22 protein-coding genes are annotated in these 22,557 nt (G+C 54.7%); 7 read left to right on the forward strand and 15 right to left on the reverse strand.

Going from position 1 to position 22,557, the window contains the following annotated elements; translation table 11 throughout:
- The 5 genes from C0557_RS12070 to C0557_RS12090 form a co-directional block, all read right to left on the reverse strand.
- Nucleotides 1–247, reverse strand: a 247-nt coding sequence (locus C0557_RS12070) for a helix-turn-helix domain-containing protein (RefSeq protein WP_217273278.1), incomplete at its 3' end; no start/stop codon positions are given.
- Nucleotides 248–339: 92 nt separating this feature from the next.
- Entirely contained in the window at nt 340–2,283 is a 1,944-nt protein-coding gene (locus C0557_RS12075; protein ID WP_208658614.1) for a methyl-accepting chemotaxis protein, read from the reverse strand.
- A gap of 194 nt (nt 2,284–2,477) precedes the next feature.
- Nucleotides 2,478–3,134 (reverse strand): GntR family transcriptional regulator, encoded by a 657-nt coding sequence (locus tag C0557_RS12080; protein ID WP_007372109.1) that lies wholly within the window; start codon nt 3,132–3,134, stop codon nt 2,478–2,480.
- A 249-nt stretch (nt 3,135–3,383) separates the two neighbouring features.
- A complete protein-coding gene (locus tag C0557_RS12085; protein ID WP_208658615.1) occupies nt 3,384–4,421 on the reverse strand; it encodes an NADP-dependent oxidoreductase in 1,038 nt (345 codons plus the stop codon).
- Between the two features lie 67 nt (nt 4,422–4,488).
- Nucleotides 4,489–5,064: a helix-turn-helix transcriptional regulator gene (locus C0557_RS12090; RefSeq protein WP_074776482.1), complete on the reverse strand. Its 576-nt coding sequence runs from the start codon at nt 5,062–5,064 to the stop codon at nt 4,489–4,491.
- A 37-nt stretch (nt 5,065–5,101) separates the two neighbouring features.
- Between C0557_RS12090 and C0557_RS12095 the strand changes: the two genes are divergently transcribed.
- Together C0557_RS12095 and C0557_RS12100 are read left to right on the forward strand one after the other, a co-directional pair.
- Entirely contained in the window at nt 5,102–5,617 is a 516-nt protein-coding gene (locus C0557_RS12095) for a GNAT family N-acetyltransferase (RefSeq protein ID WP_208658616.1), read from the forward strand.
- Nucleotides 5,617–6,066 (forward strand): DMT family transporter, encoded by a 450-nt coding sequence (locus tag C0557_RS12100; protein WP_074776484.1) that lies wholly within the window; start codon nt 5,617–5,619, stop codon nt 6,064–6,066. Before C0557_RS12095 ends, C0557_RS12100 begins: the two co-directional genes overlap by 1 nt.
- On the opposite strand, the gene C0557_RS12105 is transcribed toward C0557_RS12100, so the two are convergent.
- Both C0557_RS12105 and C0557_RS12110 read right to left on the reverse strand, forming a co-directional pair.
- Nucleotides 6,067–6,300: a YdcY family protein gene (locus C0557_RS12105; RefSeq protein WP_208658617.1), complete on the reverse strand. Its 234-nt coding sequence runs from the start codon at nt 6,298–6,300 to the stop codon at nt 6,067–6,069. It lies immediately after the preceding gene.
- A gap of 10 nt (nt 6,301–6,310) precedes the next feature.
- The gene (locus tag C0557_RS12110; RefSeq protein WP_208658618.1) at nt 6,311–7,909 is read right to left on the reverse strand and encodes an ABC transporter substrate-binding protein; all 1,599 of its coding nucleotides are present in this window, start codon (nt 7,907–7,909) and stop codon (nt 6,311–6,313) included.
- A 279-nt stretch (nt 7,910–8,188) separates the two neighbouring features.
- On the opposite strand from C0557_RS12110, the gene C0557_RS12115 reads away from it, so the two are divergent.
- The 4 genes from C0557_RS12115 (at nt 8,189) to C0557_RS12130 (ending at nt 16,313) form a co-directional block, all read left to right on the forward strand.
- Complete coding sequence (locus tag C0557_RS12115) at nt 8,189–9,535, forward strand: SrfA family protein (protein ID WP_208658619.1); 1,347 nt, start codon at nt 8,189–8,191, stop codon at nt 9,533–9,535.
- 4 nt (nt 9,536–9,539) lie between these two features.
- A complete protein-coding gene (locus tag C0557_RS12120) occupies nt 9,540–12,521 on the forward strand; it encodes a virulence factor SrfB (protein ID WP_208658620.1) in 2,982 nt (993 codons plus the stop codon).
- A complete protein-coding gene (locus C0557_RS12125) occupies nt 12,518–14,692 on the forward strand; it encodes a virulence factor SrfC family protein (RefSeq protein WP_208658621.1) in 2,175 nt (724 codons plus the stop codon). Before C0557_RS12120 ends, C0557_RS12125 begins: the two co-directional genes overlap by 4 nt.
- Nucleotides 14,693–15,041: 349 nt before the next feature.
- Nucleotides 15,042–16,313 carry an OFA family MFS transporter gene (locus C0557_RS12130; protein ID WP_208658622.1) on the forward strand — a complete coding sequence of 424 codons (1,272 nt, stop codon included), beginning with the start codon at nt 15,042–15,044 and terminating at the stop codon, nt 16,311–16,313.
- Nucleotides 16,314–16,434: 121 nt separating this feature from the next.
- Here C0557_RS12130 and C0557_RS12135 read toward each other — a convergent pair whose 3' ends face one another.
- From C0557_RS12135 to C0557_RS12150, 4 genes are all read right to left on the reverse strand, one after another.
- Complete coding sequence (locus tag C0557_RS12135) at nt 16,435–17,199, reverse strand: alpha/beta fold hydrolase (RefSeq protein ID WP_208658623.1); 765 nt, start codon at nt 17,197–17,199, stop codon at nt 16,435–16,437.
- A 66-nt stretch (nt 17,200–17,265) separates the two neighbouring features.
- On the reverse strand, nt 17,266–17,439 hold the full coding sequence (locus C0557_RS12140; protein WP_074776489.1) for a GhoT/OrtT family toxin: 174 nt from the start codon (nt 17,437–17,439) through the stop codon (nt 17,266–17,268).
- Nucleotides 17,440–17,527: 88 nt separating this feature from the next.
- The gene (locus tag C0557_RS12145; protein ID WP_064569008.1) at nt 17,528–17,701 is read right to left on the reverse strand and encodes a GhoT/OrtT family toxin; all 174 of its coding nucleotides are present in this window, start codon (nt 17,699–17,701) and stop codon (nt 17,528–17,530) included.
- A 160-nt stretch (nt 17,702–17,861) separates the two neighbouring features.
- Nucleotides 17,862–18,131 (reverse strand): hypothetical protein, encoded by a 270-nt coding sequence (locus C0557_RS12150; protein WP_253073834.1) that lies wholly within the window; start codon nt 18,129–18,131, stop codon nt 17,862–17,864.
- 258 nt (nt 18,132–18,389) lie between these two features.
- Between C0557_RS12150 and C0557_RS12155 the strand changes: the two genes are divergently transcribed.
- Complete coding sequence (locus C0557_RS12155) at nt 18,390–18,827, forward strand: hypothetical protein (RefSeq protein ID WP_074776490.1); 438 nt, start codon at nt 18,390–18,392, stop codon at nt 18,825–18,827.
- A gap of 56 nt (nt 18,828–18,883) precedes the next feature.
- Here C0557_RS12155 and C0557_RS12160 read toward each other — a convergent pair whose 3' ends face one another.
- The 4 genes from C0557_RS12160 to C0557_RS12175 form a co-directional block, all read right to left on the reverse strand.
- A complete protein-coding gene (locus C0557_RS12160; protein WP_064566303.1) occupies nt 18,884–19,105 on the reverse strand; it encodes a hypothetical protein in 222 nt (73 codons plus the stop codon).
- 271 nt (nt 19,106–19,376) lie between these two features.
- A complete protein-coding gene (gene patD / locus C0557_RS12165; protein ID WP_208658625.1) occupies nt 19,377–20,801 on the reverse strand; it encodes an aminobutyraldehyde dehydrogenase in 1,425 nt (474 codons plus the stop codon).
- A gap of 24 nt (nt 20,802–20,825) precedes the next feature.
- Nucleotides 20,826–21,632 (reverse strand): ABC transporter permease, encoded by an 807-nt coding sequence (locus C0557_RS12170; protein WP_208658626.1) that lies wholly within the window; start codon nt 21,630–21,632, stop codon nt 20,826–20,828.
- Complete coding sequence (locus tag C0557_RS12175; protein ID WP_208658627.1) at nt 21,622–22,557, reverse strand: ABC transporter permease; 936 nt, start codon at nt 22,555–22,557, stop codon at nt 21,622–21,624. Before C0557_RS12175 ends, C0557_RS12170 begins: the two co-directional genes overlap by 11 nt.

The raw sequence follows: 22,557 nt of genomic DNA on the forward strand, positions 1-22,557 counted from the left end.
CCTCACGCATTGAAAGTTCTTCATCGGGAGCAGTCCGGACAACAGTCATCCGGAACGCCGGAGAATGGCGGTCATTTTTCCAGGTAATACCATCAAGACCGTGGAGTTGCCAGGCTCTTACCCAGCGTCGCACTGATGTTCTTTCAACACCAAAACGTTCAGCGGTACGGTGTGTTCCATCTTTTCCGGCGAGGTAGTGATTAACTACAGCTAATCTGGTTTCGAGGGAATATTTTGGCTTTGCCATAAAAAACTGCACCTTACTCAGTTGGGTGTCCAACTTTTGGGGTGCAGTCCAAGCATCAGCTTCCGGGCTTTTTTTACCGCGTTAAAACGCTATCAGAAAGTGGTCCAGCCTTCATCGCTGCTTTGCGTTTCACGCGGTGCAGCAGGTGCATTCGCCGTTGGCGTGGCTTTGGGTTTCCCTGTGGAGGATTTCGGCGCGCTTTTGGCTTCGTTTTGCTCCAGACGGAACGTAGCCACCAGTTCTTCCAGCAGACGCGCCTGCTCTTCCAGCGAACCTGCCGCTGAAGACGATTCGCTCACCAGCGCCGCGTTTTGCTGCGTGGTGCTGTCCAGCTCGCTCACTGCGCGGGCAATCTGCTCGATACCACGGCTCTGCTCTTCCGACGCGGAGGAAATTTCACCCATGATATCGTTAACACGCGTTACCGACTGGACAACCTGGTCCATGGTTTCACCGGCTTTGGCCACTAATTCACTGCCGACATTGATACGGGAAACCGACTCGCTGATCAGTTGTTCAATATCTTTTGCCGCCTGTGAACTGCGCTGAGACAGGCTGCGCACTTCGCTGGCCACTACGGCGAAACCCCGGCCTTGTTCACCGGCACGCGCGGCTTCCACCGCGGCGTTCAGCGCCAGAATGTTCGTCTGGAATGCAATGCTGTTAATCACTGCGGTGATATCAGCAATTTTGTTAGAGCTGCTGTGAATGTCGCCCATGGTGTTCACCACTTCGCGCATCACCGTACCGCCTTCGCCGGCCGTCTGTGAGGCCTGCGCTGCAAGGCTGCTGGCGTTACGGGCGTTATCGGCGTTATTTTTCACCGTCGCGGTTAACTCTTCCATGCTGGCGGCCGTTTCCACAACCGCTGCGGCCTGCTGTTCCGTACGGGAAGAGAGATCGGTATTGCCTTCGGCAATTTCGGTTGCCGCGCGGGAAACCTTTGTCACGCTGTTACGCACTTCGTGGATCATTTCACGCAGTGTGTCGTTCATCCGCCCCATTGCCCCGGTCAATTGCCCCAGCTCGTCGGTACTCTGCGCGCGAATTTGCGAGCTGAGATCGCCGCTGGCAATACGTTCCGCCAGCGCAAGGTTGCGGTCAATCGGACGGGTAATCTGGCGGATCACCCACCAGGAGACAATCACACCAAGCAGAATGGCGATAGCGCCAATAATTGCGGCGATGGTACTGGAGCTATAGGCCAGCTCATCGTTGTGCGCTTTCACCAGCGTAATGATCTGCTTCAGCGCCGCGCTGCTGTTATCGCCACTGGTTTTAACATGATCTTCTGCGGTCTTCAGCGCCTGGTAGGCGGTGAAATAGTTGCGGCTCAGATCGTGGTATTTAACGGTGTTATCCCATAAAGCCTGTAACGGCGCTTGCAGTTCGCCAGGCAACTGGCTCGCCAGCGCCTGCACGCTTTTTTGCGTGTCACTGAAATGGCGTTCCAGCGCGTCGCTGCTCTCTTTGCCTGGGCTATAACGGACGACCAGCGCCGCTTCACGCACGGCGCTGATAGCAAATAATTGCTCATAAACTTGCGTCATCAGGCCCGGATCGGCAACCGGCGTACGCACGAGCGTGGTGTAGCTGGCGGCAAGATCTTCAGCAGCGAGTTTATCCAGCGCATCACGAACAGCGTGAATATCACTGGTCGCTTTTTGCATTTCGCCAATGCTGCTCTGGAATTTCGCCAGATGATCGGCGACATCACTGATGATCTGCTTTTCGTTGGTGGACCAGCTCATGTTGTCAGCACTTGCCGTCAACTCTGAAGCGTGGCGCACATAATCAGACATCACCTGACCCGATTTATCATCACCATAGAAATATTTCAGGCGGTTAATTTTTGCCTGAAACACTTCGATGTTGATGTTGTACAACAGATTGGTTTTTTGGTAAACGTCGCGGATTTCCTGAAAGCGCAACACACTGAGGACAGAAGAAACAGCAACCAGAAACAGAACTAACCCAAATCCTACCGACAGCTTTCTACTAATTTTTATATTGCTTAACCGTTGGTTAAATGACATTCCCCGACTCCTCGCTGGACACCAAATGTTAGCGCCTTACTACGCGCTAAAAGGTTATCGGCAGGGAATGCGTGGATTACAGGTATTAACTGGTCTTATAAGTGCAAAACGTGATATGGATGCGCCCCAATGACAAATTTTTGTCGGGCAACATCCATGATTTAGGTTAAATGATTGTATTTAAGAAAAATCGCTCAGCGATAAAATTGCTTATGGATAATGTTTGCGCCCTCATCGATGGCGCGCCATATTCCGCGTTCGCTGGCAAAGGCATCACCTTCTTCAAGTGCGGCTAATAAGTCTGAATAATCGTGGCTGCGTGTTAAATCATCCGAATGTGGATAAAGATAATTAAAACATGGGCCAATGCGTACCCATAATTGCTCAATCAGTGCTGTCAATGTCGGCATACCTGCCTGCTGGTAAATCGAAAAGCGAAAAATCCGATTTGCCTGCAACATCTGCTCGGTATGGCCACTTTTTAGTGTTTCGTGAAAAGCCGCCGCCAGCGCACGCAACTCCCTGATCCTCTCCGGGGTCATACTTTGACTGGCGGCACGGGCAGCCATCCCTTCAAGGTTTTTGCGTATCTGGTTGATTTCGTCATAGCGTTCGAGGCTGACTTCCGGCACCAAAAACGCCTGCGCCGGTGTGGCATGCAGTGCGCCTGCGGAGACCAACCGCAAAAGCGCTTCCCGTACCGGAGTAATGCTGGTACCCAACTGATCTGCTATTTCTTTCGTGATAAGCCGTGCGCCAGGTTTCAGCGCGCCGATAATAAGCGCATTCTTCAGACTCGCCTCCACCTGCATAGTAAGGCTGGTTCGTTGCGCTTTTTCCAAATCAAGCATGTTTGCGTCCTGTATAATTTCTTATTTATTTTCAGCCTGGTAGCGTGTCCGTAATCATTCAAATATATTATATAAACATGCCTGATATTGGATTGTCGCGTAAAAGGTGTAGCTAATAATTAGTTATTATGCACAACTACCAGGAACCGCCTTCACAAGGTTATCAGTTCCTTATGCATGTCTAATTAAAGACGTTTTTTCAGATTTTGCACAATTCTGATGGCGGTTTTTTTCGCCGCCATCAATCGTTTAGCGTGAGGGTCCAATTTGCACGACGACCTTGCCGAAATTTCGACCTTCCAGCATACCGATAAACGTCTCTGGCGCTCGCTCAAGACCTTCTGTGAGTTGCTCACGGTAGTGAATTATTTCCTGTTTTACCCATTTCCCCATTTCTTGCTGGAATTCATTAATTCGGTGACCGTAATCCTGCGTAATAATAAATCCCTGCAACCGAATTCGTTTTTTAAGCAGCGTTGCCATTAATAGCGGAATACGATCCGGGCCGTCAGGAAGTTCAGTGGCGTTATAACCGCTGACTAATCCGCAAAGCGGAATTCGCGCCTGAGTATTTAATAATGGCAGTACGGCATCAAAGACTTTGCCGCCGACATTTTCGAAATAGATATCGATCCCTTGCGGGCAGGCCGCCGCCAGTTGTTCGGCAAAATCCTCCGCGTGATGGTCAAGACAGAGATCAAAACCGAGCACCTCCACGGCATGGCGGCATTTCTCTTTGCCCCCGGCAACCCCGACAACACGACAGCCCTTAATTTTACCGATCTGCCCGACCGTTGCGCCGACCGGGCCGGTTGCCGCGGCAACAACCAGCGTTTCCCCCGCTTTCGGCTGACCGATATCAAGCAGCCCCATGTAGGCGGTAAACCCCGGCATGCCGAGAATACCCAGTGACCAGGAAGGATGCTGCGGATCTTTACCAAGGTTGATCACATCGTCGCCGTTAGCGATGTCGTAATCCTGCCAGCCGCTGTAAGCCAGCACCCAATCGCCTTCGGCAAAATCCGGATGCAGTGAACTGACCACGCGGCTGACCGTCGCGCCGCACATCACTTCGCCGATTTTTACCGGCGGCGAGTAGGATGGCGCATCGCTCATACGACCGCGCATATAGGGATCTAACGAGAGGTAAACAGTACGCAGTAACACCTGGCCTTCGCCGGGCGTTGCGATGTCGTCCTCTTCAAGGCGGAAATTGTCGGTAACCGGGGCGCCATGTGGACGGGAAGCCAGTACCCAACGGCGATTGCGGTGAGAAGATTGGTTCATCGTGCTCTCCTGTGCATGAAAGACTAATTACTGATACTAGTCGTTTCCTGCCAGCAGCGCGTTAACATTATGAACCGGCGTGGTTGAGCCGCACCACCAGGTAGCGACAAGGCGCACTGCTCTCGTTGATAAAACGGCAATCGTTCGGCGGCCCAAGTTCCAGGCAATCCCCGGCTTTCATCTCGTGTCGCGTATCACCTTCGACAAACACCAACTCGCCTTCCTGCAACCAAATTAACTGCCGCGCCAGCGCATACGAAGAAGCGGGCATCGGAATATCGCTGCCCGCAGGCAGGTCGATTTGCACCAGATCGATAGGCAGATCGCTGCGCGGCGAGACGTGGCGGCGCAGGTAGTGGCTTTGCGGATCGCGCCATACCGGCTGATCGGCGTAGCGCAGCAGTTTTCCTTCCTGCATTTCAGCACGGGCAATCAGCGTTGACATGCTGATGCCGAACGCGCCGGAAAGCCGCGCCAGCAGCGCCGCCGTTGGGCTGCTCTCGCCGCGCTCGATTTTGTGGATCATCGCCCGCGAAACGCCCGCGCGTTCGGCCAGTTCGCTCAATGACCAGCCGCGGGATTCACGTTCTACACGAATTCGGGCACTGATCCGTTGATTTATATTGTCTGAGATAGTATTCATATCGTAATACTATAGTGTACAAATCTGAGGTTCAACCATGAATATTCGTTTTGCCGGGAAAGAAGATTGTGCCGCCATTGCGGAGATCTACAACCATGCAGTGGTGAACACCGCCGCCATCTGGAACGATCAAACGGTCGATGTCGGGAACCGCATTGCCTGGTTTGAAGCGCGCGCCAAACTGGGTTATCCGGTGCTGGTCAGTGAAGAAAATGGCGTGGTCACCGGCTACTCTTCGTTCGGTGACTGGCGCGCTTTCGACGGTTTTCGCCACACCGTCGAGCACTCGGTGTATGTTCACCCAGAACATCAGGGCAAAGGCCTCGGGCTGGCGCTGATGGAACGTCTGATTGAAGAAGCGAAACGCATTGGCAAACATGTGATGGTGGCGGGGATTGAATCGCAAAACCACGGCTCTATTCACCTGCACAGTAAACTGGGTTTTGTCACCACCGGGGAAATGCCGCAGGTCGGCACCAAGTTTGGCCGCTGGCTCGATTTAACCTTTATGCAGTTGCAGCTCGATAACCGTACCGATCCGGATGCTATCTAATGAACCAGTCGTTGACCCTCACCTTTCTGATCGCCGCCGGGATTGGCCTGGTCGTGCAAAATACGCTGATGGTGCGCATTACCCAGTCGGCCTCGACGATCCTTATCGCCATGCTGCTCAACTCGCTGGTGGGTATTGTACTGTTTGTCTCGATTTTGCTGATTAAGCACGGGATGAGCGGGTTTCAGGAACTGTACGCCAGCGTGAAGTGGTGGACATTGATTCCCGGTCTGCTGGGTTCGTTTTTTGTCTTTGCCAGCATCAGCGGTTATCAGTACGTTGGCGCGGCCACGACCATTGCGGTTCTGGTGGCAAGCCAGCTGATTGGCGGGCTGGCGATGGATGTGATGAGGAGTCAGGGGATCGCGCTGCGGGCGCTGATTGGCCCGGTGTGCGGCGCGGTGCTGCTGGTGATTGGCGCCTGGCTGGTTGCCAGACGCCAGTTCTGATTACAGGATTGAGCCACCTTTGGTGAGCTGGTCACGGCGCGCTTCCATATCTTCTTTATGCTGGCGGCCGTGATGCGCAATCGCCGTTCGCAGGCGCTGCTGCTGCGTGTAGCGCTCTTCCCGGCTTAGCGCGGCATCATCGCTGAGTTCAACCAGTAATTCGTTCATCCCAATAATAACGCTCTGTTCAATGGCCGCATCAACGCGCGCGACAACCTCATCCAGATGTGACATATCCACTCCTTTAATTCAATTTCGCTTTCGAGAAATCACTGCCCATCAGGCTAACCTGGTAACCGGTCACATTGCTGCGCGTGGCGTAGAAGGTTTTGCCGTTCGCCAGCGCAATCCACGGCGCCTGCTGGTAGAAGATATCCTGCGCCTGTTCGTACAGTTTGGCGCGTGCCGCCGGATCGCTGACCACTTTGGCTTTCTGCACCAGCGCATCATAGCCTTTATCGCACCAGCGCGCGGCGTTGGCGCCGGTTTTGATGCTGTTGCAGCCCAGCAGCGTATCGGCGAAGTTATCCGGGTCGCCATTATCCGACATCCAGCCGAACAGTGCCGTATCGTGCTCGCCTTTGCGCATTCCGGCCAGATACTCGCCCCATTCGAAAGAGACAATCTTCGCTTTTACGCCCACTTTCGCCCAGTCGCTCTGGATCATCTCGGCGATACGGCGCGAGTTCGGGTTATACGGGCGCTGTACCGGCATTGACCACAGTGTGGCTTCAAAGCCTTTCTCCAGGCCCGCCTGTTTCAGCAGTGCTTTGGCTTTTTCCGGATCGTAGCTGTAATCCTTCAGATCTTTGTTATAGCCCAGCATATTGGGCGGCAGCGGTGATTTCGCCACGCTGCCCGAGCCGAGGAATACGGCGTTAACGATCGCCTGCTTATCGGTGGCGTAGTTCAGCGCCTGACGCACCAGTACGTTATCAAACGGTTTTTTCTCGGTATTAAACGCCAGATAACCGACGTTCAGCGCATCAACGGTATGCAGCGTCAAATCTTTGTTGTTTTTGATCTGATCGAACTGCACCGGTGACGGTGCCGGAATGATCTGGCACTCGTTGGTTTGCAGCTTCGCCAGGCGCGTCTGCACATCCGGAGTGATAGAGAAAATCAGGTGTTTAGTCGGTACCGGGCCTTCCCAGTAGTTCGGGTTGGCAAGGTAGCGGATTTGCGCATCGGTTTTATATTGCTGCAACACATAGGGGCCAGTACCGATTGGCCAGTTATCGACGTTTTCCGGCGTGCCTTTTTTCAGCATCGCATCGGCGTATTCTGCTGAGAGAATAGAGGCGAAATCCATCCCCCAGTCGGCAAGAAATGCGGCGTTCGGTTCGTTCAGCACAAACTGGACGTGGTAATCATCCACCTTTTTCACCTCTTTAATCAGCTTATCAAGGCCGACATCGGTGAAGTATTCGTAATTACCCTGCGAAACATTGTGATACGGGTGTTTCGCGTCCATCTGCCGCATGACGGAAAAAATCACGTCATCGGCATTGAAATCGCGCGTCGGTTTAAAATATTTATTGCTGTTGAATTTCACCCCCTGGCGCAGTGTAAACGTCCAGGTTTTGCCATCTTCCGACACTTTCCACTCCGTCGCCAGCGACGGAATCGGGGTATTTTTCACCGGATCGAAGGTGACCAGGCGGTTGTAAAGCACCTGCGAGCTGGCAACAAAAGTAGGCCCGGAACTGGCAATTTGCGGGTTAAAGGATTCAGGCGACGCTTCGGAACAGTAGACGATGGTGTCGTTAGATGCAGCCCATGCAGCACTTGCCGGTAACAATGTGCTCAGCGCGAGGGCGAGCAGCGTTTTCCCCGTAGTCATTATCAGGAACCTTCTTATTTATATGGAGTAGTAATCTCAGCACAGCTCAGGTGAACTGGCAAATAGTGATTCTCTATCAGGTTATGCTAAAGCAGTTGATTTCGCTGAAATATCAACCATCATTACGATTAAAACTTATCTTAAATAATTATCGCGGCGTCAAGTCTGATTGATGTTATCTATGCATCGAGAATTCAATGGTTTTGCAGTCTCCTCTTCCTTTTACTGGCGACAAGTTTGCGTATAGTAGACGCGTAAAGAAGCCTATGGGATGAAAACGTGGCAAAAACTCTCTTACGCAGCGGCGATCTGGATGATTTCCAGGCCGTGGGCGGCGGCGGTCAGGCCGTATTTGATTCGGCATTACAAATTCGTGAAGCACTGCGTCTGCGCAAACAGCAGGCGCTGGTTGACTGTCTGGCAATACCCCAGGTCAATGATGAAGGCGATCGTGTCGACTGGTATTCACCCATCGACGGTCGTTCGGTTTCGTGGAAAGCCGCCGATGAAGAGGCGCGAAGCCGCGCCCGCGAGCACCTCGAAAATACCCTCGACAGCGCTTATGCCCTGAGCCGCAAATGCCTGCAATCGCAGAAAACAGCGCAGCAGCTGTTTGGCTCGCTGCTGGAAAAAGCGCTGCAATTTCCCGGTGAAAACCACGTTTTCCTCGTCGATGGCAAACCGGTCATCACCTTCTGGGGGTTCGTCAACCTCAATGAAAGCGCGCGTGAAAATGTGCTCGACTGTCTGCGCGAACCGGAACCCGAAGTGCCGGAAATCACCATGCTGCCGGAACCGGAGCCAGAAGAAGAGCCTGCCGTTGAAGTCACCTTCAGCCAGGCGGATGCGCCGCTGTTAAGCCCGCCGCCGGAAATCAAAATGCAGCCTGAACCGGTTGAAGAGCCGCCGGTGCAGGCCGCGCCGACGCCAGAACCCGCACCGGTTGCCGCGACGCCGGCGAAAAAACGTCGTCGCTACGGTCTGTGGGCACTGCCGGTTGCCGCCGCCGTTGCGGCGGCTATTGCCACCCCGCTGCTGCTGAAGCAACAAGAGGTTCCGGCTCCCGCGCCGGTGGTTGCCAAAGTTGAACCTGTCGAGATTGCGCCGCCCGCCATGCAGGCCGCGCCAATTCCTGTGCTGGCGGCGAAGCTGCCGCTGCACCAGGCGGAAGTCTCTGCCCCAGTTGAACCCGTAGTCGAGAAACCCGCAGCGAAAGAGCCGGTGGTGATTTCCGCCATCCCGAAAGGTGCGCTGGTGATGGATGCTGTCGAGGTGAAAATCGGTTCGACTAAATTCCTTAACGGTAGCTGGCGCGTTGATCTGGATGTCAAAGATCCGGTGACCGGCAAAGCGCCAGCGGTGCGTTACCAGATCCAGAACAACAAAGGGTCGGCGCGCATTGTTCACGGTAAGAACATTACCTGCCGCGCAGATCTCTTCTCTGGCCTGCACGACACCGGCGAACTGCTGATTAAAAGCCGCGGTAACGCGCGGTGCAGCGACGGTACCCGTTACCCGATGCCGGACATTTCCTGTAAAGCAGGCAGCAACGACGTAGCCGAGTGCAGCGCACGTTTTGACGCCAAAACCACCGTTCCGGTGACGTTCAGAAAAACAGGTGACTGAGTTTATGCTGGTTAATCTTTGCGACTACAAACAGAGCGTGACGCTGATTGCCAACAGCGGCGTGCAGTTTCTTGATTTTGGCGTGACGCCGCAGGATTCGGCCAATAGCGGCCGTTTTGTGCGTAAAACGGCTAACGGCCCGCTGCTGCGACTCGATTTTGATGTGGTGAACGAGCGCTATACCCTGCCGAACCGCGATGGCGGTCAGCCGGAAGTGGTTAAGCCGGAAAGTACCCACGCGTTGCAGTATTCGCTGTCGATCCTCGATGGCGTCTGGCTGCCGGTGCCTTTTTTGCGCTTTAACCCGCCGCGTACTTTTGTTGAAGGGCCGGATAACTGGGCGCGGGTGCAGATCCGTAAATTGAGCGAGCCGGACAGCGCAGGCAATACGCACCGTATCGCGCTGGCGCTCGACAGCCAGATCAACGACAACTCCCCGGCTTCTTTGGCGCCGCAGGAGAACGACATTCTTAACGGCACGCGCTTTGCGCTGGCCTGGCATGATGATGAAGTCGCCGATTTCCTCGATCAAACCTGGGTTGACGGCTGGCTGCGCGAAGCCTTCTTACACTACATTTCGCAGCATGAAAGCCGCAGCGAGCGGGAAATCACGCAGGCGCTGCGCGGCTTTGAATACCAGGCGCACTGGCTGAACCTGATGACCCTGCTCGGCTCGCAATTGCAGGTGCCGGAAGTCAAAATTGTCACCCATACGCTGAGTACCCCGGCGATTCCGGTTGATCTGATCCTCGATGTCGGTAACACCCACACCTGCGGCGTAATCATTGAAGATCATGGCGATGCCAATGACGGTTTGCGCCAGACGGCAGAGTTGCAGGTGCGATCGCTCAGCGAGCCGCAATTCCTTAACGAGCCGTTATTTACCAGCCGGCTGGAGTTTTCGGAAGCGCGTTTTGGTAAGCAGCACTTCTCGGTGGAGAGCGGGCGCGAAGATGCATTCATCTGGCCGTCGATTGTGCGCGTCGGCGATGAAGCCCGCAAACTGGCGATGCAGCGCGTCGGTACTGAAGGCAACAGCGGGATCTCCAGCCCGCGCCGTTATCTGTGGGATGAAACCCCGGTGTTGCAGGACTGGCGCTTTAGCCAGATGAACAGCAAAACGCAGCGCGAACCGCTGGCCACCGCTTTCCCACTGATGAATCTGATGAACGATGAAGGCCAGCCGCTCTACAGCTTGCCGCTGGATGAGCGTTTGCCGGTCTTTTCGCCGCAGTACAGCCGCAGCACCCTGATGACCCATATGCTGTGCGAATTGCTGTCGCAGGCGCTGGGGCAAATCAACAGCGTGGCGACGCGTTTACGCCTCGGCTTCCCGGCGTCTCCGCGCCAGTTGCGCACCATCATTTTGACCCTGCCTTCCGCGATGCCGAAGCAGGAGCGTGAAATCTTCCGCCGCCGCATGTTTGAAGCAATAGCGCTGGTGTGGAAAGCGATGGGCTGGCATCCGCAGGATGAAGACTTTGCCAACCGCAAGCAGCAGGAAAAGAGCGTGGTGCCGGTTCCGCATATTCAGATGGAGTGGGACGAAGCAAGCTGCGGACAACTGGTGTGGCTGTATAACGAAGCGATCTCCCGTTTTGCCGGGCAGACAGAAACCTTTTTTGCCTCCCTCGCCCGCCCGGATCGCGAGGAAGCGCCCGGCGCAGTCAAAGGCCGTTCGCTGCGCGTTGCCTCTGTCGATATTGGCGGCGGCACCACCGATATGGCGATCACCCATTATCAGCTTGATGATGGCACCGGCAGCAACGTCAAAATCACCCCGCAACTGCTGTTTCGCGAAGGGTTTAAAGTGGCGGGTGACGACATTCTGCTGGATGTGATCCAGCGCTGCGTGCTGCCTGCGCTGCAAACGCAGATGCAAAAAGCGGGCATCAGCGATGCGGCGGCGATTATGGCGACGCTGTTTGGCGATTCCGGACGTATTGATACGCAGGCAGTGTTGCGCCAGCAGACCACGCTGCAACTGTTTATGCCGATCGGTCACGCGATCCTTGCCGCCTGGGAAGAGAGCGATATCAACGATCCGCTGGCCGGATTGCATGCGACCTTCGGCGAATTGCTCAAGCAGCAGCCGACGCGCAACGTGATGAATTATCTGCGTCAGGCGATCGATCATGCGTTGCCGTCCGGCTCGGCGGAGTTCGACGTGCTTTCCGTGCCGTTGCAGGTCAATTTCCGCGAATTGCAGGATGCGATGCTGAACGGGCAATTTACGCTGACCGCCCCGCTGCATGCGGTGTGCGAAGCCATTTCCCACTACAGTTGTGACGTGTTGCTGATCACCGGCCGTCCGGGCTGCCTGCCGGGCGTGCAGGCGCTGATCCGCCATTTGCAACCGGTTCCGGTTAACCGCATGATCTGGCTGGATAAATATCGCGTGCATGAGTGGTATCCCTTCAGCCAGCAGGGCAAAATCGGTAACCCGAAATCAACAGCGGCGGTCGGTGCGATGCTGTGCAGCCTGGCGCTGGATTTGCGTCTGCCGCGCTTTAACTTTAAGGCGGCTGACATTGGCGCTTACTCCACCGTGCGCTACCTCGGCGTGCTGGATAATGTGGTTAACACCCTGCGTGACGAAAACATCTGGTATCACGATATTGATCTCGATAAACCGGGCGCCAAGCTGGATGCGAAGCTGCACTTCCCGCTGCGCGGCAATGTGACGCTGGGTTTCCGTCAGTTAGCTAACGCCCGCTGGCCCGCCACGCCGCTCTATACGCTGAGCATTAACTCGCAGGATCTGGCGAAAACCATCGCTGGCGATGGCGTGTTAAATGTGCGCCTGGCCTTTAGCGGCGGCAACAAACATCACGGCCCGGAATCCTTGACGCTGAGCGAAGCCTGGTTGCAGGACGGAACGCCGGTGCCTGCCGACGCGTTAACTTTTAAACTGAATACGCTGGCCGACCGCCGCCATAGCGGTAGTCACTACTGGATCGACAGCGGGAGTGTGTATCTGAAATGAGTGCGAGCGTAAACACCACCCAGGCGTTGAGCGCATGGATTAACGAGAACCGGACACTTTCACCGCTGCTGGATGATGATGCCGACGCGCTGCTGGCGCGCCTGAATGCGGCTGCAGCCGGAGAAACCGCGCTGCGCGACGCCGTTAACGCGCCCTGCACCATCGGTCTGTATGGCCATTCGCAGGCGGCGAAAGCCCATCTGCTCGGCGCGCTGTGCGGTAGCGGCAACGGGCGGCTGGATGTGCGTCCGGGCGACAAAACGCTGGATTACTTTACCCACATCAATCCGGGCCACGCGCTGACCAGCATGGCGCTGCGTTTCAGCCCGGATCACTCGCCGATGGACGACAGCTTTCCGCTCTGTTTGCGCATTATCAGCGAAGCCGAACTGGTGCAGTTGTTTATTGCCCATACCCAGCAGCAGCCGGAATTGCGTGCGGCCGATAAAGCGGTGATCGAAAGCCGGGTCGCGAAATGGCGCGCCCTGCGCCAGCCGAATCCGGTACCGGGGATCACCGCCGAAGAGATTGGCGGCATTGCCCGTTTCTGGCGCTCGGTTGTACCTTCGTCGCAGCAGCAAATGGACGATGCTTTGTGGTATCAATTCGCCAGCCTGCTGCCGCAACTGGATCTCAGCGCGCGGGCCAGCGCCTGGTCGTTATTATGGGGCGAGCAACACGAGCTGACGCAGCAGTGGCTGGCGCTGGCGCACACCCTGCACCAGACCGGCAATGCCAGCGAACTGGCCGCGCCGTTAAGCGTTCTGGTCGATAGCTTCGCCCTGCCGACAGATGGATTTTTAACCCCGGCGGAACCCGGCAGCGAAGAGATTCATGATGAAGTGGTGGTGCATCCCTGGGCCAACGATCAACGGCTCAATGCCGTCAGTATTCCACTGGCGACGCTGGCGCTGATCACCCGCGAATTGGTGCTGCCGGTGGAAAACAGCGTGCTGCCGTCAGTGGATATTCTGGATATCCCGGTGCCCGGCCCGCAGGACGGCCAACCGCTGTGGCGCAGCAAATGCCGCTGGCTGCTGGAGAGCTATCGCCAGCGTTTACAGCCGGACGTGCTGATGATCTGCAACGCCACGCTGGAGCGTTCGACTACCGCAGCCACTGCCCGCGCCCTGCTCAACTGGGTAAAAGAGACGCAATCGGGCCAGGAAGCGGCGTTGCCGGGTCTGGTCTGGGCAATTACGCCACAAGATGCGCGTTTTACGCTGGCGCAGAACCTGGATGAAGCGGTCCAGCAGTTGATCGGCAAACCGGGACAACACTGGGGCACGTTGCAAGCGCTGGATGCCAGCAGTCTGCAACGCCTGCTGGCATGGTTAGCGCAGGCCACCGCGCCGGATCTGCGTCAACAGCGTTTAAAAGCGCTGGCAGAGCGCCATCAGCATGCGCTGCGCGAGCTGCTGCAAACATGGCTCGTCAGCCCGGAGCAGGATGCGGCTACTCAGCGCACCCGCGCTGAAGCCGTGGTGCGCGAATTGCAGGGCCAGGCTTCCCGCCACGGTGAACTGCTGGAAGGTTTGCAGCCGGATATGCAGCAGTTCGATACGCTGTGGAAAGTACAGCAGCCGCGCGAAGAGAAAGTCAGCGGCCTGTTTAATGATGCAATCGATCTGTTTGCCGAATCGCCGGACAACGCGGAACAGCAGTCGCAAAGCAAAGATGTCGGCCAGCAGGCGCATGCGCTGTGGGTTAACCATGTTCGCCAGTGGAGCCGCAACGACGACAACGCTGTGCGTCTTGGGCTCAGTCCGTCTGCCCTGCGCCAGATGGCGGAAATTGTGATTGCCAGCAGCTACCGCCTCAATCTGCCGGAGCAGCTGCAAGCCATCATGCAGCGTGATACTGCCTGCGCCGCGCAGCTGCATGCCGCGATTGGCAACTTTGTCGCCTGGCTCGGTTATGCCTCGGTGGCGGAAGCCGATCGTCCGGCCAGCCGCGTGCAGAAAGACCGCGCCATTTTCGCCACCGGTTCGACGGAAGCGAGCAACACGCGCTTAACCCGACTGAGCGAGCAGCCGGTTCACGCCGCCACCCGCTATGTTTACGACTGGCTGGTTGCGCTCTATCACCGTGCAACGGAAAACATTGGCTACCGCCACCCGCTGGATGTCACTCCGGCGGCGCGCAAGAAGCTGAAGTCTCTACTGCCATAAGCTAAAACGGATGCAGTACAAAAAGAAACCCGGCCGGTATTGCGCGCCGGGTTTTTTATTTGTGCGGCACAACAGGGAATTTCGCGCACGTAATTTCCCTGGCCAACGGTGGGTTGAGCAATGATTGCGACAATCCTTAGTCGTCGGTAATGCCATCGTAATGTCAAAAATGACTAAATGACACGTCATGCATGACTTTCAATTTTAAAGAATAATAATTTCAATTGTTTAAAAATATGGCGTGAAATTTGCTTTAAGTGAATGGATACACAAAGCGGAAAAGCGGTATGTCACGCTAAATATATGTCAGTACAAATTAGGAATATCATCAAGTAAATCAAGGACGTTTATGAAAAATCGTTGGCTTGTTGCTGCTGCGGCAGTAGGAATTCATGCATCTTTAGGTTCAGTCTATGCCTGGAGCGTGTTTAAAAAACCCTTTATAGATGCTTTTGGTTGGAGTGATTTTGAGGCGGGCCTGCCGTTTGGTCTGGCTATTTTTCTCCTGGGAACGTCTGCCGCAATAATGGGGCATGTGGTCGAGCGTCGGGGGCCACGTTTTTCAGGCATCCTGTCGGCATTAATTTGGACAGTCGGCCTTCTCGGTGCAGGTTTTGCCACTTCTGATTTCATCACCGACAACACCCTTCGCCTGTGGTTGTTATTGAGCTTTTCCGCTATTGGCGGTATCGGACTGGGTACCGGTTATGTCACGCCCGTTTCTACCCTGATGAAATGGTTTCCGGATCGTCGAGGCTTTGCCACTGGTCTTGCAATAATGGGATTTGGCTTCGGGGCATTTCTGGGTGGGCCGGTGATGACCCGATTAATTGCTGCGGAGGGTATTTCATTCACATTTTACCTGTTGGGAGGCGTGTATTGCCTGATCATGCTAGTTTCAGCCAGCTATCTCTCGCCGCCACCGAAAAACTGGACACCCGCGGGTGCGCAAAATAAGCCAGAAAAAACAACAACGCTCCCGGCTCAGGGAATTATGCCGATGCGGGCCAATAAGGCGGTTCGCACCCCTTACTTTTATGGATTGTGGTTGATGATGTTCATTAATATCACCTGTGGCATTGCGGTGATTTCGGTGGCTTCCCCTCTGGCTCAGGAAGCCACGGGAATATCAGCGCTGGCGGCTGGAGCGCTGGTCGGAATGATTGGTTTATTCAATGGTTTTGGCCGAATTTTGTGGGCATCTTTCTCAGATATCATTGGGCGCCCCAGTACCTTTATCACCTTTTTTATTCTGCAAATTGCCGCATTCAGATTACTGCCCTCACTGGATGAGATCGTGTTATTTGAAGCTACGCTACTGCTTATTATCACCTGCTATGGCGGTGGTTATTCGACGTTACCCGCTTATATTGGCGATATATTCGGATTCCAACAGGTCAGCGCCATCCACGGCTATGTATTGACTGCCTGGGCCATCGCGGGTTTGGTGGGATCGTCCGTGTCGTCGCTGATTCGACAAAATACAGGAAGCTATGATGCCATGATGCAGGTCTTTGCCGGAATATTGGCTGTGGCGCTTTTGATTTCAGCGCTCATGAAGTACTTCATTATGCGCAAATTACGCGAAAATGCCACGATACCGACAACGGACAATGGATAGTGAGTTTTCAGGCTCTGCCGCAAGCAGAGCCTCACCGTTCTGGAAGCGGGTGCCAGTAAGTTGTTGCGGAGCCACTGGATAGCGCTTCAATCCAAAGAACTTCACTTTCCCTTAGCGGATGTTATTCCACAAAACCGCCAATAAAGTGGCTGAGTGCCTGCGCCAGCGCGGCGGGCTGCTCCCACGACATCGAATGCCCCGCATCGGCAATCACCTGTACCGGGATCCCCTGTTTTCGCACCGCTTCTTCGTCATTATCCGGCAGTGAAAGCGTGCCAAAGATCAGCGTTTTTGGCCGCGGGAAATCGACAAACAGCGTCATCCACGTTGGCTCAATACCGTCAACCAGGCTTTTTGCTCCTCGCCAGACCGCCCACGGCGCATTGCTTTGCAGGCATCCGGCCCACGCGGTTTTCTCCTGCGCCAGCATTGCCGCGTAACCGCTGGTGACAAACCCCGCTTCATCCTGGCTGGCAATCTGGCGGCTGAACATACCACCGCCGGGATAGAAATTGGGTTCCGATACCGCCAGCCCATTCACACGTTCGGCCATTTGCGCTGCCACCTCAATGGCGATGCTGCCGCCCATGCTGTGGCCGTAGAGCCAGAAGGCCTGCAGATCGAGCTTATCCAGCAACTCCACCACCACTTTCGCCTGATCGCTGGTGCGATAGGAGAAACTGGCTGGCCGTTCGCTGTAACCGCTGCCGGGTAAATCGATAAGGATGGCGCGCCTGCCGCCAAATGCGGGATCGGCAACCACACGCGGATATTCAAACGATGATGCGCAGCCCAGCCCGTGGATAAACACCAGCGGATCGCCGTGCCCCGGCAGATCGAGCCAACGCACCTGCCCCTGAGCATAACGTGAATAGAATGTGTTCATGAGGTTTCCCTTTTATCGGATAACTGTGATTATATACAGTATTGCGATAAAAGGGAGAGATCGCGATCAAAAGAGTGAAAACAGTAACGCGACCGGAAAGCTGATGGGCCAGGTGGCACCAATGAGTAGTGCGCTGAGGAGTCGGACTTTGCGGTTGTCGCGGGCCAGAAAGTACGTTGCCACGCCGGACAGTACGGCCATTACAACGTAAAAGATGAGCAGTTTTGTGTAGAGTTCCAACGTATGCCTCCTGTCCTTAGGTAAACATTCAGCTAACATGTTGCCCTAATTTTCAATAAGGTATCGTTTTATTCGTCACGCTTTATGATCAGAAAATCGAGAACAACAACGCCACGGGAAAACTCATTGGCCAGGTGGAACCGACCAGAAAGGCGCTCAGCAAGCGAATGCGTTTACGATCGTGGGAAAGGAACCAGGTAATCAGTGCGCAAATCAACGCCATCACTGCGTAGAAAACCAACATTTTTTGATATAACGACATAACAAACATTAACCTGGAAGTAACAAAACGTGCGCAATATGCTCTAATTGTTGATATTTATCAAGTTTAATTACTTTTGTAACAATCCAGGCCATCAGTAATTTTGATTTAACTTACTGAAGAACATAAAAAAGCCGGGATTTTACCCGGCCTGTCAATTTTACGGTTGCTGGCGCTCGCGCCAGGCTTTCACCTGCTCTTTACTGACATCGTCAGGATAACAAAGTGGCGAATAGCCCCCCTGTTTGCTCCAGGCGCTGCGCCTGCCGCACGCACTGCCGTTGCGCGCCTGATTGTACGGGCAGGCGCAGGGACCGGGATATTGCGCAATGGATTCCGCAATGATCGCTTTTTTAACCTGCGCATCGGACAGCGCCTGCGTTCTGGCAACCCCTTCTGTTGCGCCCAGCAATGAGACCGCAACAACCATCCCCCACATCATCGAACGAATTCGCATTTTTGTTATCCTGGTAAAGGTAGGAATATGCAGATTATTATTCTCACACCCTGTGAATATTGATTAAACACAAATTACGCTGACCCTTTTCTTTTTTATAGTGAGATTTAACTTAAGTCTGAATTTAAGATTCTGAAGCATTAACGTAAGCATCGGGAAATTTGGCGGCGCACAATCTTCTCTGATATTGTCTCTCTGTAAGGAATACTTCGGATCAAACAAGGTAAGGTTATGCAGAATTATGACGACCTGTGGCAAGCCATAGAAATTCGGGTGCGTGAAAACAATGACATAACGCACATCGATATGACCACTGACACACCGCGCGGACAGGCAGCACGCCAGCGCATTGCGCAGATTTTTATCCTTGAATATCTGCTTGCGCGCCACCGCGAGAAGTACGCCAGCAGCTTTGTTCCGTTGGCAGGCGAAGAAGCGCTTTATCATTTGATTTTTAAACGCACCGGCTGGAAACCATTTGAAGTAAAACAGTTATCCTTTATTGATACGCTGTTTGTACTGGCAGAATTATTTCGTGATGAAAACCTGTCGGCGGAAGTTCGCGCCGTTATTCGTTCTCAGGGTGTAAAAGAAGAGTCCTACCCGACCTATGATTTTTCAGAGAAAGATTGGGCGCCGCGCGAGAATGAAGCATTTTTAAAACGATAAGCAGGCAAATTAATTAAATAATTAAATAAAAAAGGGCTCACTCTGGAGCCCTTTTTTTAATTAAATGATGCTGAGGCGATTTCACTGCTGGAAAGATTTTCCACGCGCGCAAAATAAAACTCTTCGCCTTCGCAATAGTAGGTTTCGATGGGTAACAAACCGGTTTGCGCTCCGCTGCTACCGTTACCAGTAGCCCATGAGACGGCGGTTTCGCTATCATCGACCGTCAAAAACTCAGACGCGCCCCCGGGTACGAGCACGACCACGATTTTACTCATTATGGGTTTTCCCCTGCCTGTTTTTTATAAAAAAGCCAGCCATTATCTTCTGTCGCAATGACTGTCTGTTATAGAACCGATGACACTCATATGACGGGCAGAGGAAATGCTGGTGCGCGGTATTATTTGATTAAGATATTTCGCCACTCCGCTGATGGCTGAATATTATTAAATCAGTTTTTCATGAATAACAACACAGATAATTTATCTATGAGATTTGCCTCATGATTCATAAGGTTTTTTAAAAGCCTTCCATGGCTTTATTCAACGATTAATGTTTGATCATTACGTGACGAACAACCGTGTAATCTTCCAGCCCGTACAGCGACATATCTTTGCCGTAACCAGAGAGTTTCTGCCCGCCGTGCGGCATTTCGCTGACCAGCATAAAATGGGTATTCACCCAGGTGCAGCCATATTGCAGGCGCGCGCTTAAGCGATGCGCCCGCCCGACATCACGCGTCCAGACTGATGATGCCAGCCCGTACTGTGAGTCATTTGCCCAGCCGAGCACCTGCTCTTCATCATCAAACACCGTGACGCTGACCACCGGGCCAAACACTTCGCGCTGCACAATGGCATCTTCCTGTTTCGCTCCGGCCAGCAAGGTTGGCTGATAGTAATAGCCTGCGCCCTCGCCCTTTTTCCCGCCGGTGACCACGTTGATGTGGCTCAGCGCTTTTGCCTCTTCAACGGCTTTACTGACGCGCACCAGATGAGCGGCAGAACTCAGCGGCCCCAGTTCGGTACTTTCCTCTTCTGGCGCCCCCATTTTCAGGCTGGCGACGGCGGCACCGAGTTTTTCGACCAGCGCATCGTAGATCCCTTTTTGCGCGTAAATCCGGCATGCTGCGGTGCAATCTTGCCCGGCGTTATAAAAACCAAAGGTGCGCACGCCCTCGACTACAGCGTCGAGATCCGCATCATCAAACACAATCACCGGCGCTTTGCCGCCCAGTTCCATATGGGTGCGCTTAATTGACGATGCGGTATGAGCAATAATGTGTTCGCCGGTGGCGATCGAACCGGTGAGCGACACCATACGTACTTTTTCGTGGCCGGTTAACGGATCGCCGACCGTCTGACCGCGGCCAAACAGCACATTCAGCACGCCAGCCGGGAAGATATCTTTCGCCAGTTCGGCAAGTTTCAGCGCCGTCAGCGGGGTAATTTCCGACGGTTTGATCACCACGCAGTTACCCGCCGCCAGCGCCGGGCCCAGTTTCCATGCTGCCATCATCAGCGGGTAGTTCCACGGCGCAATGGATGCCACCACGCCCAGCGGATCGCGGCGGATCATCGACGTATGCCCTTCCAGATACTCCCCGGCCGCCAGCCCGTTCAGGCAGCGCGCCGCGCCAGCGAAGAAACGGAACACATCCACCACCGCCGGAATTTCATCATTCAGCACGCAGTGGTAGGGTTTGCCGCAGTTGAGGGATTCCAGTTGCGCAAAGGTTTCGGCGTTGTCCTCAATCACCTGCGCCAGTTGCAGCAGGCATTCGGCCCGCGCTTTTGGCGTGGTTTGCCCCCAACGGGCAAAAGCCCGATCGGCGGCCAGCACCGCCGCATCGACCTGCGCGGCGGAGGCTTCGGCGATCTCCAGCAACACCTCGCCGGTGGCCGGGTTGTAGACAGCCTGTTTCTCGCCTTCGCCGTTAACCAGTTCTCCATTGATAAACAAGTGATGTTGCATAGTTCTGTCCTTCAGCTTGGTGTGTTATTTGCCGGTTCCGGCAACGGTGTCGGTATCGCGTGTCAGCCACCAGGCACCGAGAATAGGTAGCATCGTCACCAGCATCACCAGTAGTGCCACCACATTGGTCACCGGCACATCGCGCGGGCGACCCAACTGGTTCAGCAGCCACAGCGGCAGAGTGCGCTCATGGCCTGCGGTAAAGGTAGTGACGATGATTTCGTCAAACGACAGCGCAAACGCCAGCATCCCTCCGGCCAGCAGCGCCGAACCGAGATTCGGCAGCACCACATAGCGAAAGGTCTGCCAGCCGTTGGCGCCCAGATCCATTGAGGCTTCGACCAGGCTCCACGAGGTGCGCCGGAAACGGGCGATGACGTTGTTAAACACCACCACCACGCAAAACGTCGCGTGCCCGACAACAATGGTGAAAAACCCCGGCTCCAGATTGACCGCTTTGAAGGCAGTCAGCAGCGCCAGCCCGGTAATGATCCCTGGCAACGCTATCGGCAACAGCAGCAACAGCGAGATCGCATTCTTGCCAAAAAACTCGCTGCGCCATAAGGCCATTGCAGCAAGTGTGCCAAGAATCAAGGCGATAGCTGTCGCCAGCGCCGCGATCTGGAGTGACAGTGTCACTGCATCAAGAATATCCCCACGTGCCGCCGCGACGCTGAACCAGCGCAGCGTAAAGCCCTGCGGCGGGAAACTGAACGCCGCATCCTCAGTATTGAAAGCATAGATGGCAATGATCAAGAGCGGGAAATGGAGAAAGATAACGCCGCCCCATGCGGCGACTTTGAGTAAAAAAGGTGCGCGGTCAGAGTGCATTGAATGCTCCCAGACGTTTCACGAACGCCAGATAAAGGGCAATCAACACGATGGGCACCAGCGTAAAGGCGGCGGCCATCGGCATATTGCCAATCGCGCCCTGCTGCGCATACACCATGTTGCCAATGAAGTAACCCGGCGGCCCCACCAGTTGCGGCACGATAAAATCGCCCAGCGTTAGCGAGAAGGTGAAAATCGACCCGGCCGCCACGCCCGGAATAGCCAGCGGCAACACCACATAGCGGAAAGTCTGGCGCGGATGAGCCCCCAAATCGGCCGATGCCTGCAACAGCGAGGGCGGTAGCCGCTCCAGCGCCGCCTGAACCGGTAAAATCATAAACGGCAGCCAGATATAGACGAACACCAGAAAGCGCCCCAGCCCGGAGGTGGAGAGCGTATTCCCGCCGACGGCAGGCAGCGTCAGAAAAGTGGTTAACAGCGGCTCCAGCCCCAGATGGCTTAAAAACCACTGCGCCACGCCATCTTTTGCCAGCAGCAGCGTCCACGCATAGGCTTTGACGATATAACTGGCCCACATCGGCAACATGACGGCGATATAGAAAAACGCCTTCCATTTCCCCTGCGCATAACGCGCCATATACCACGCCATCGGGAACGCGAGGATCGCGCTTGCCACGGTGACGGTCATTGCCATCATCAGGGTGCGCACGATGATGTCGTAATTCGCCGGGTTGAACAGCGCTTGCAGGTTGGCCAGCGTCAAATCCGGCGTCACCGACATGGTGAAGTCGTCGAAGGTATAAAAGCCCTGCCACAGCAGCGTTAACAGCGAGCCAAAATAGACAATACCGAACCACATCAGCGGCCCCAGCAACAAGAGCAGCAGCCCAAGCAGCGGTTTGCGCCAGAACACCCCGCTCAGGCTGGCACGTCGCCGGGCGGTTAACGGAGTACTCATTGCCAT

Source organism: Kosakonia sp. MUSA4, from assembly GCF_013085925.1.
In the GTDB taxonomy this organism is placed as follows: Bacteria; Pseudomonadota; Gammaproteobacteria; order Enterobacterales; family Enterobacteriaceae; genus Kosakonia; species Kosakonia sacchari_B.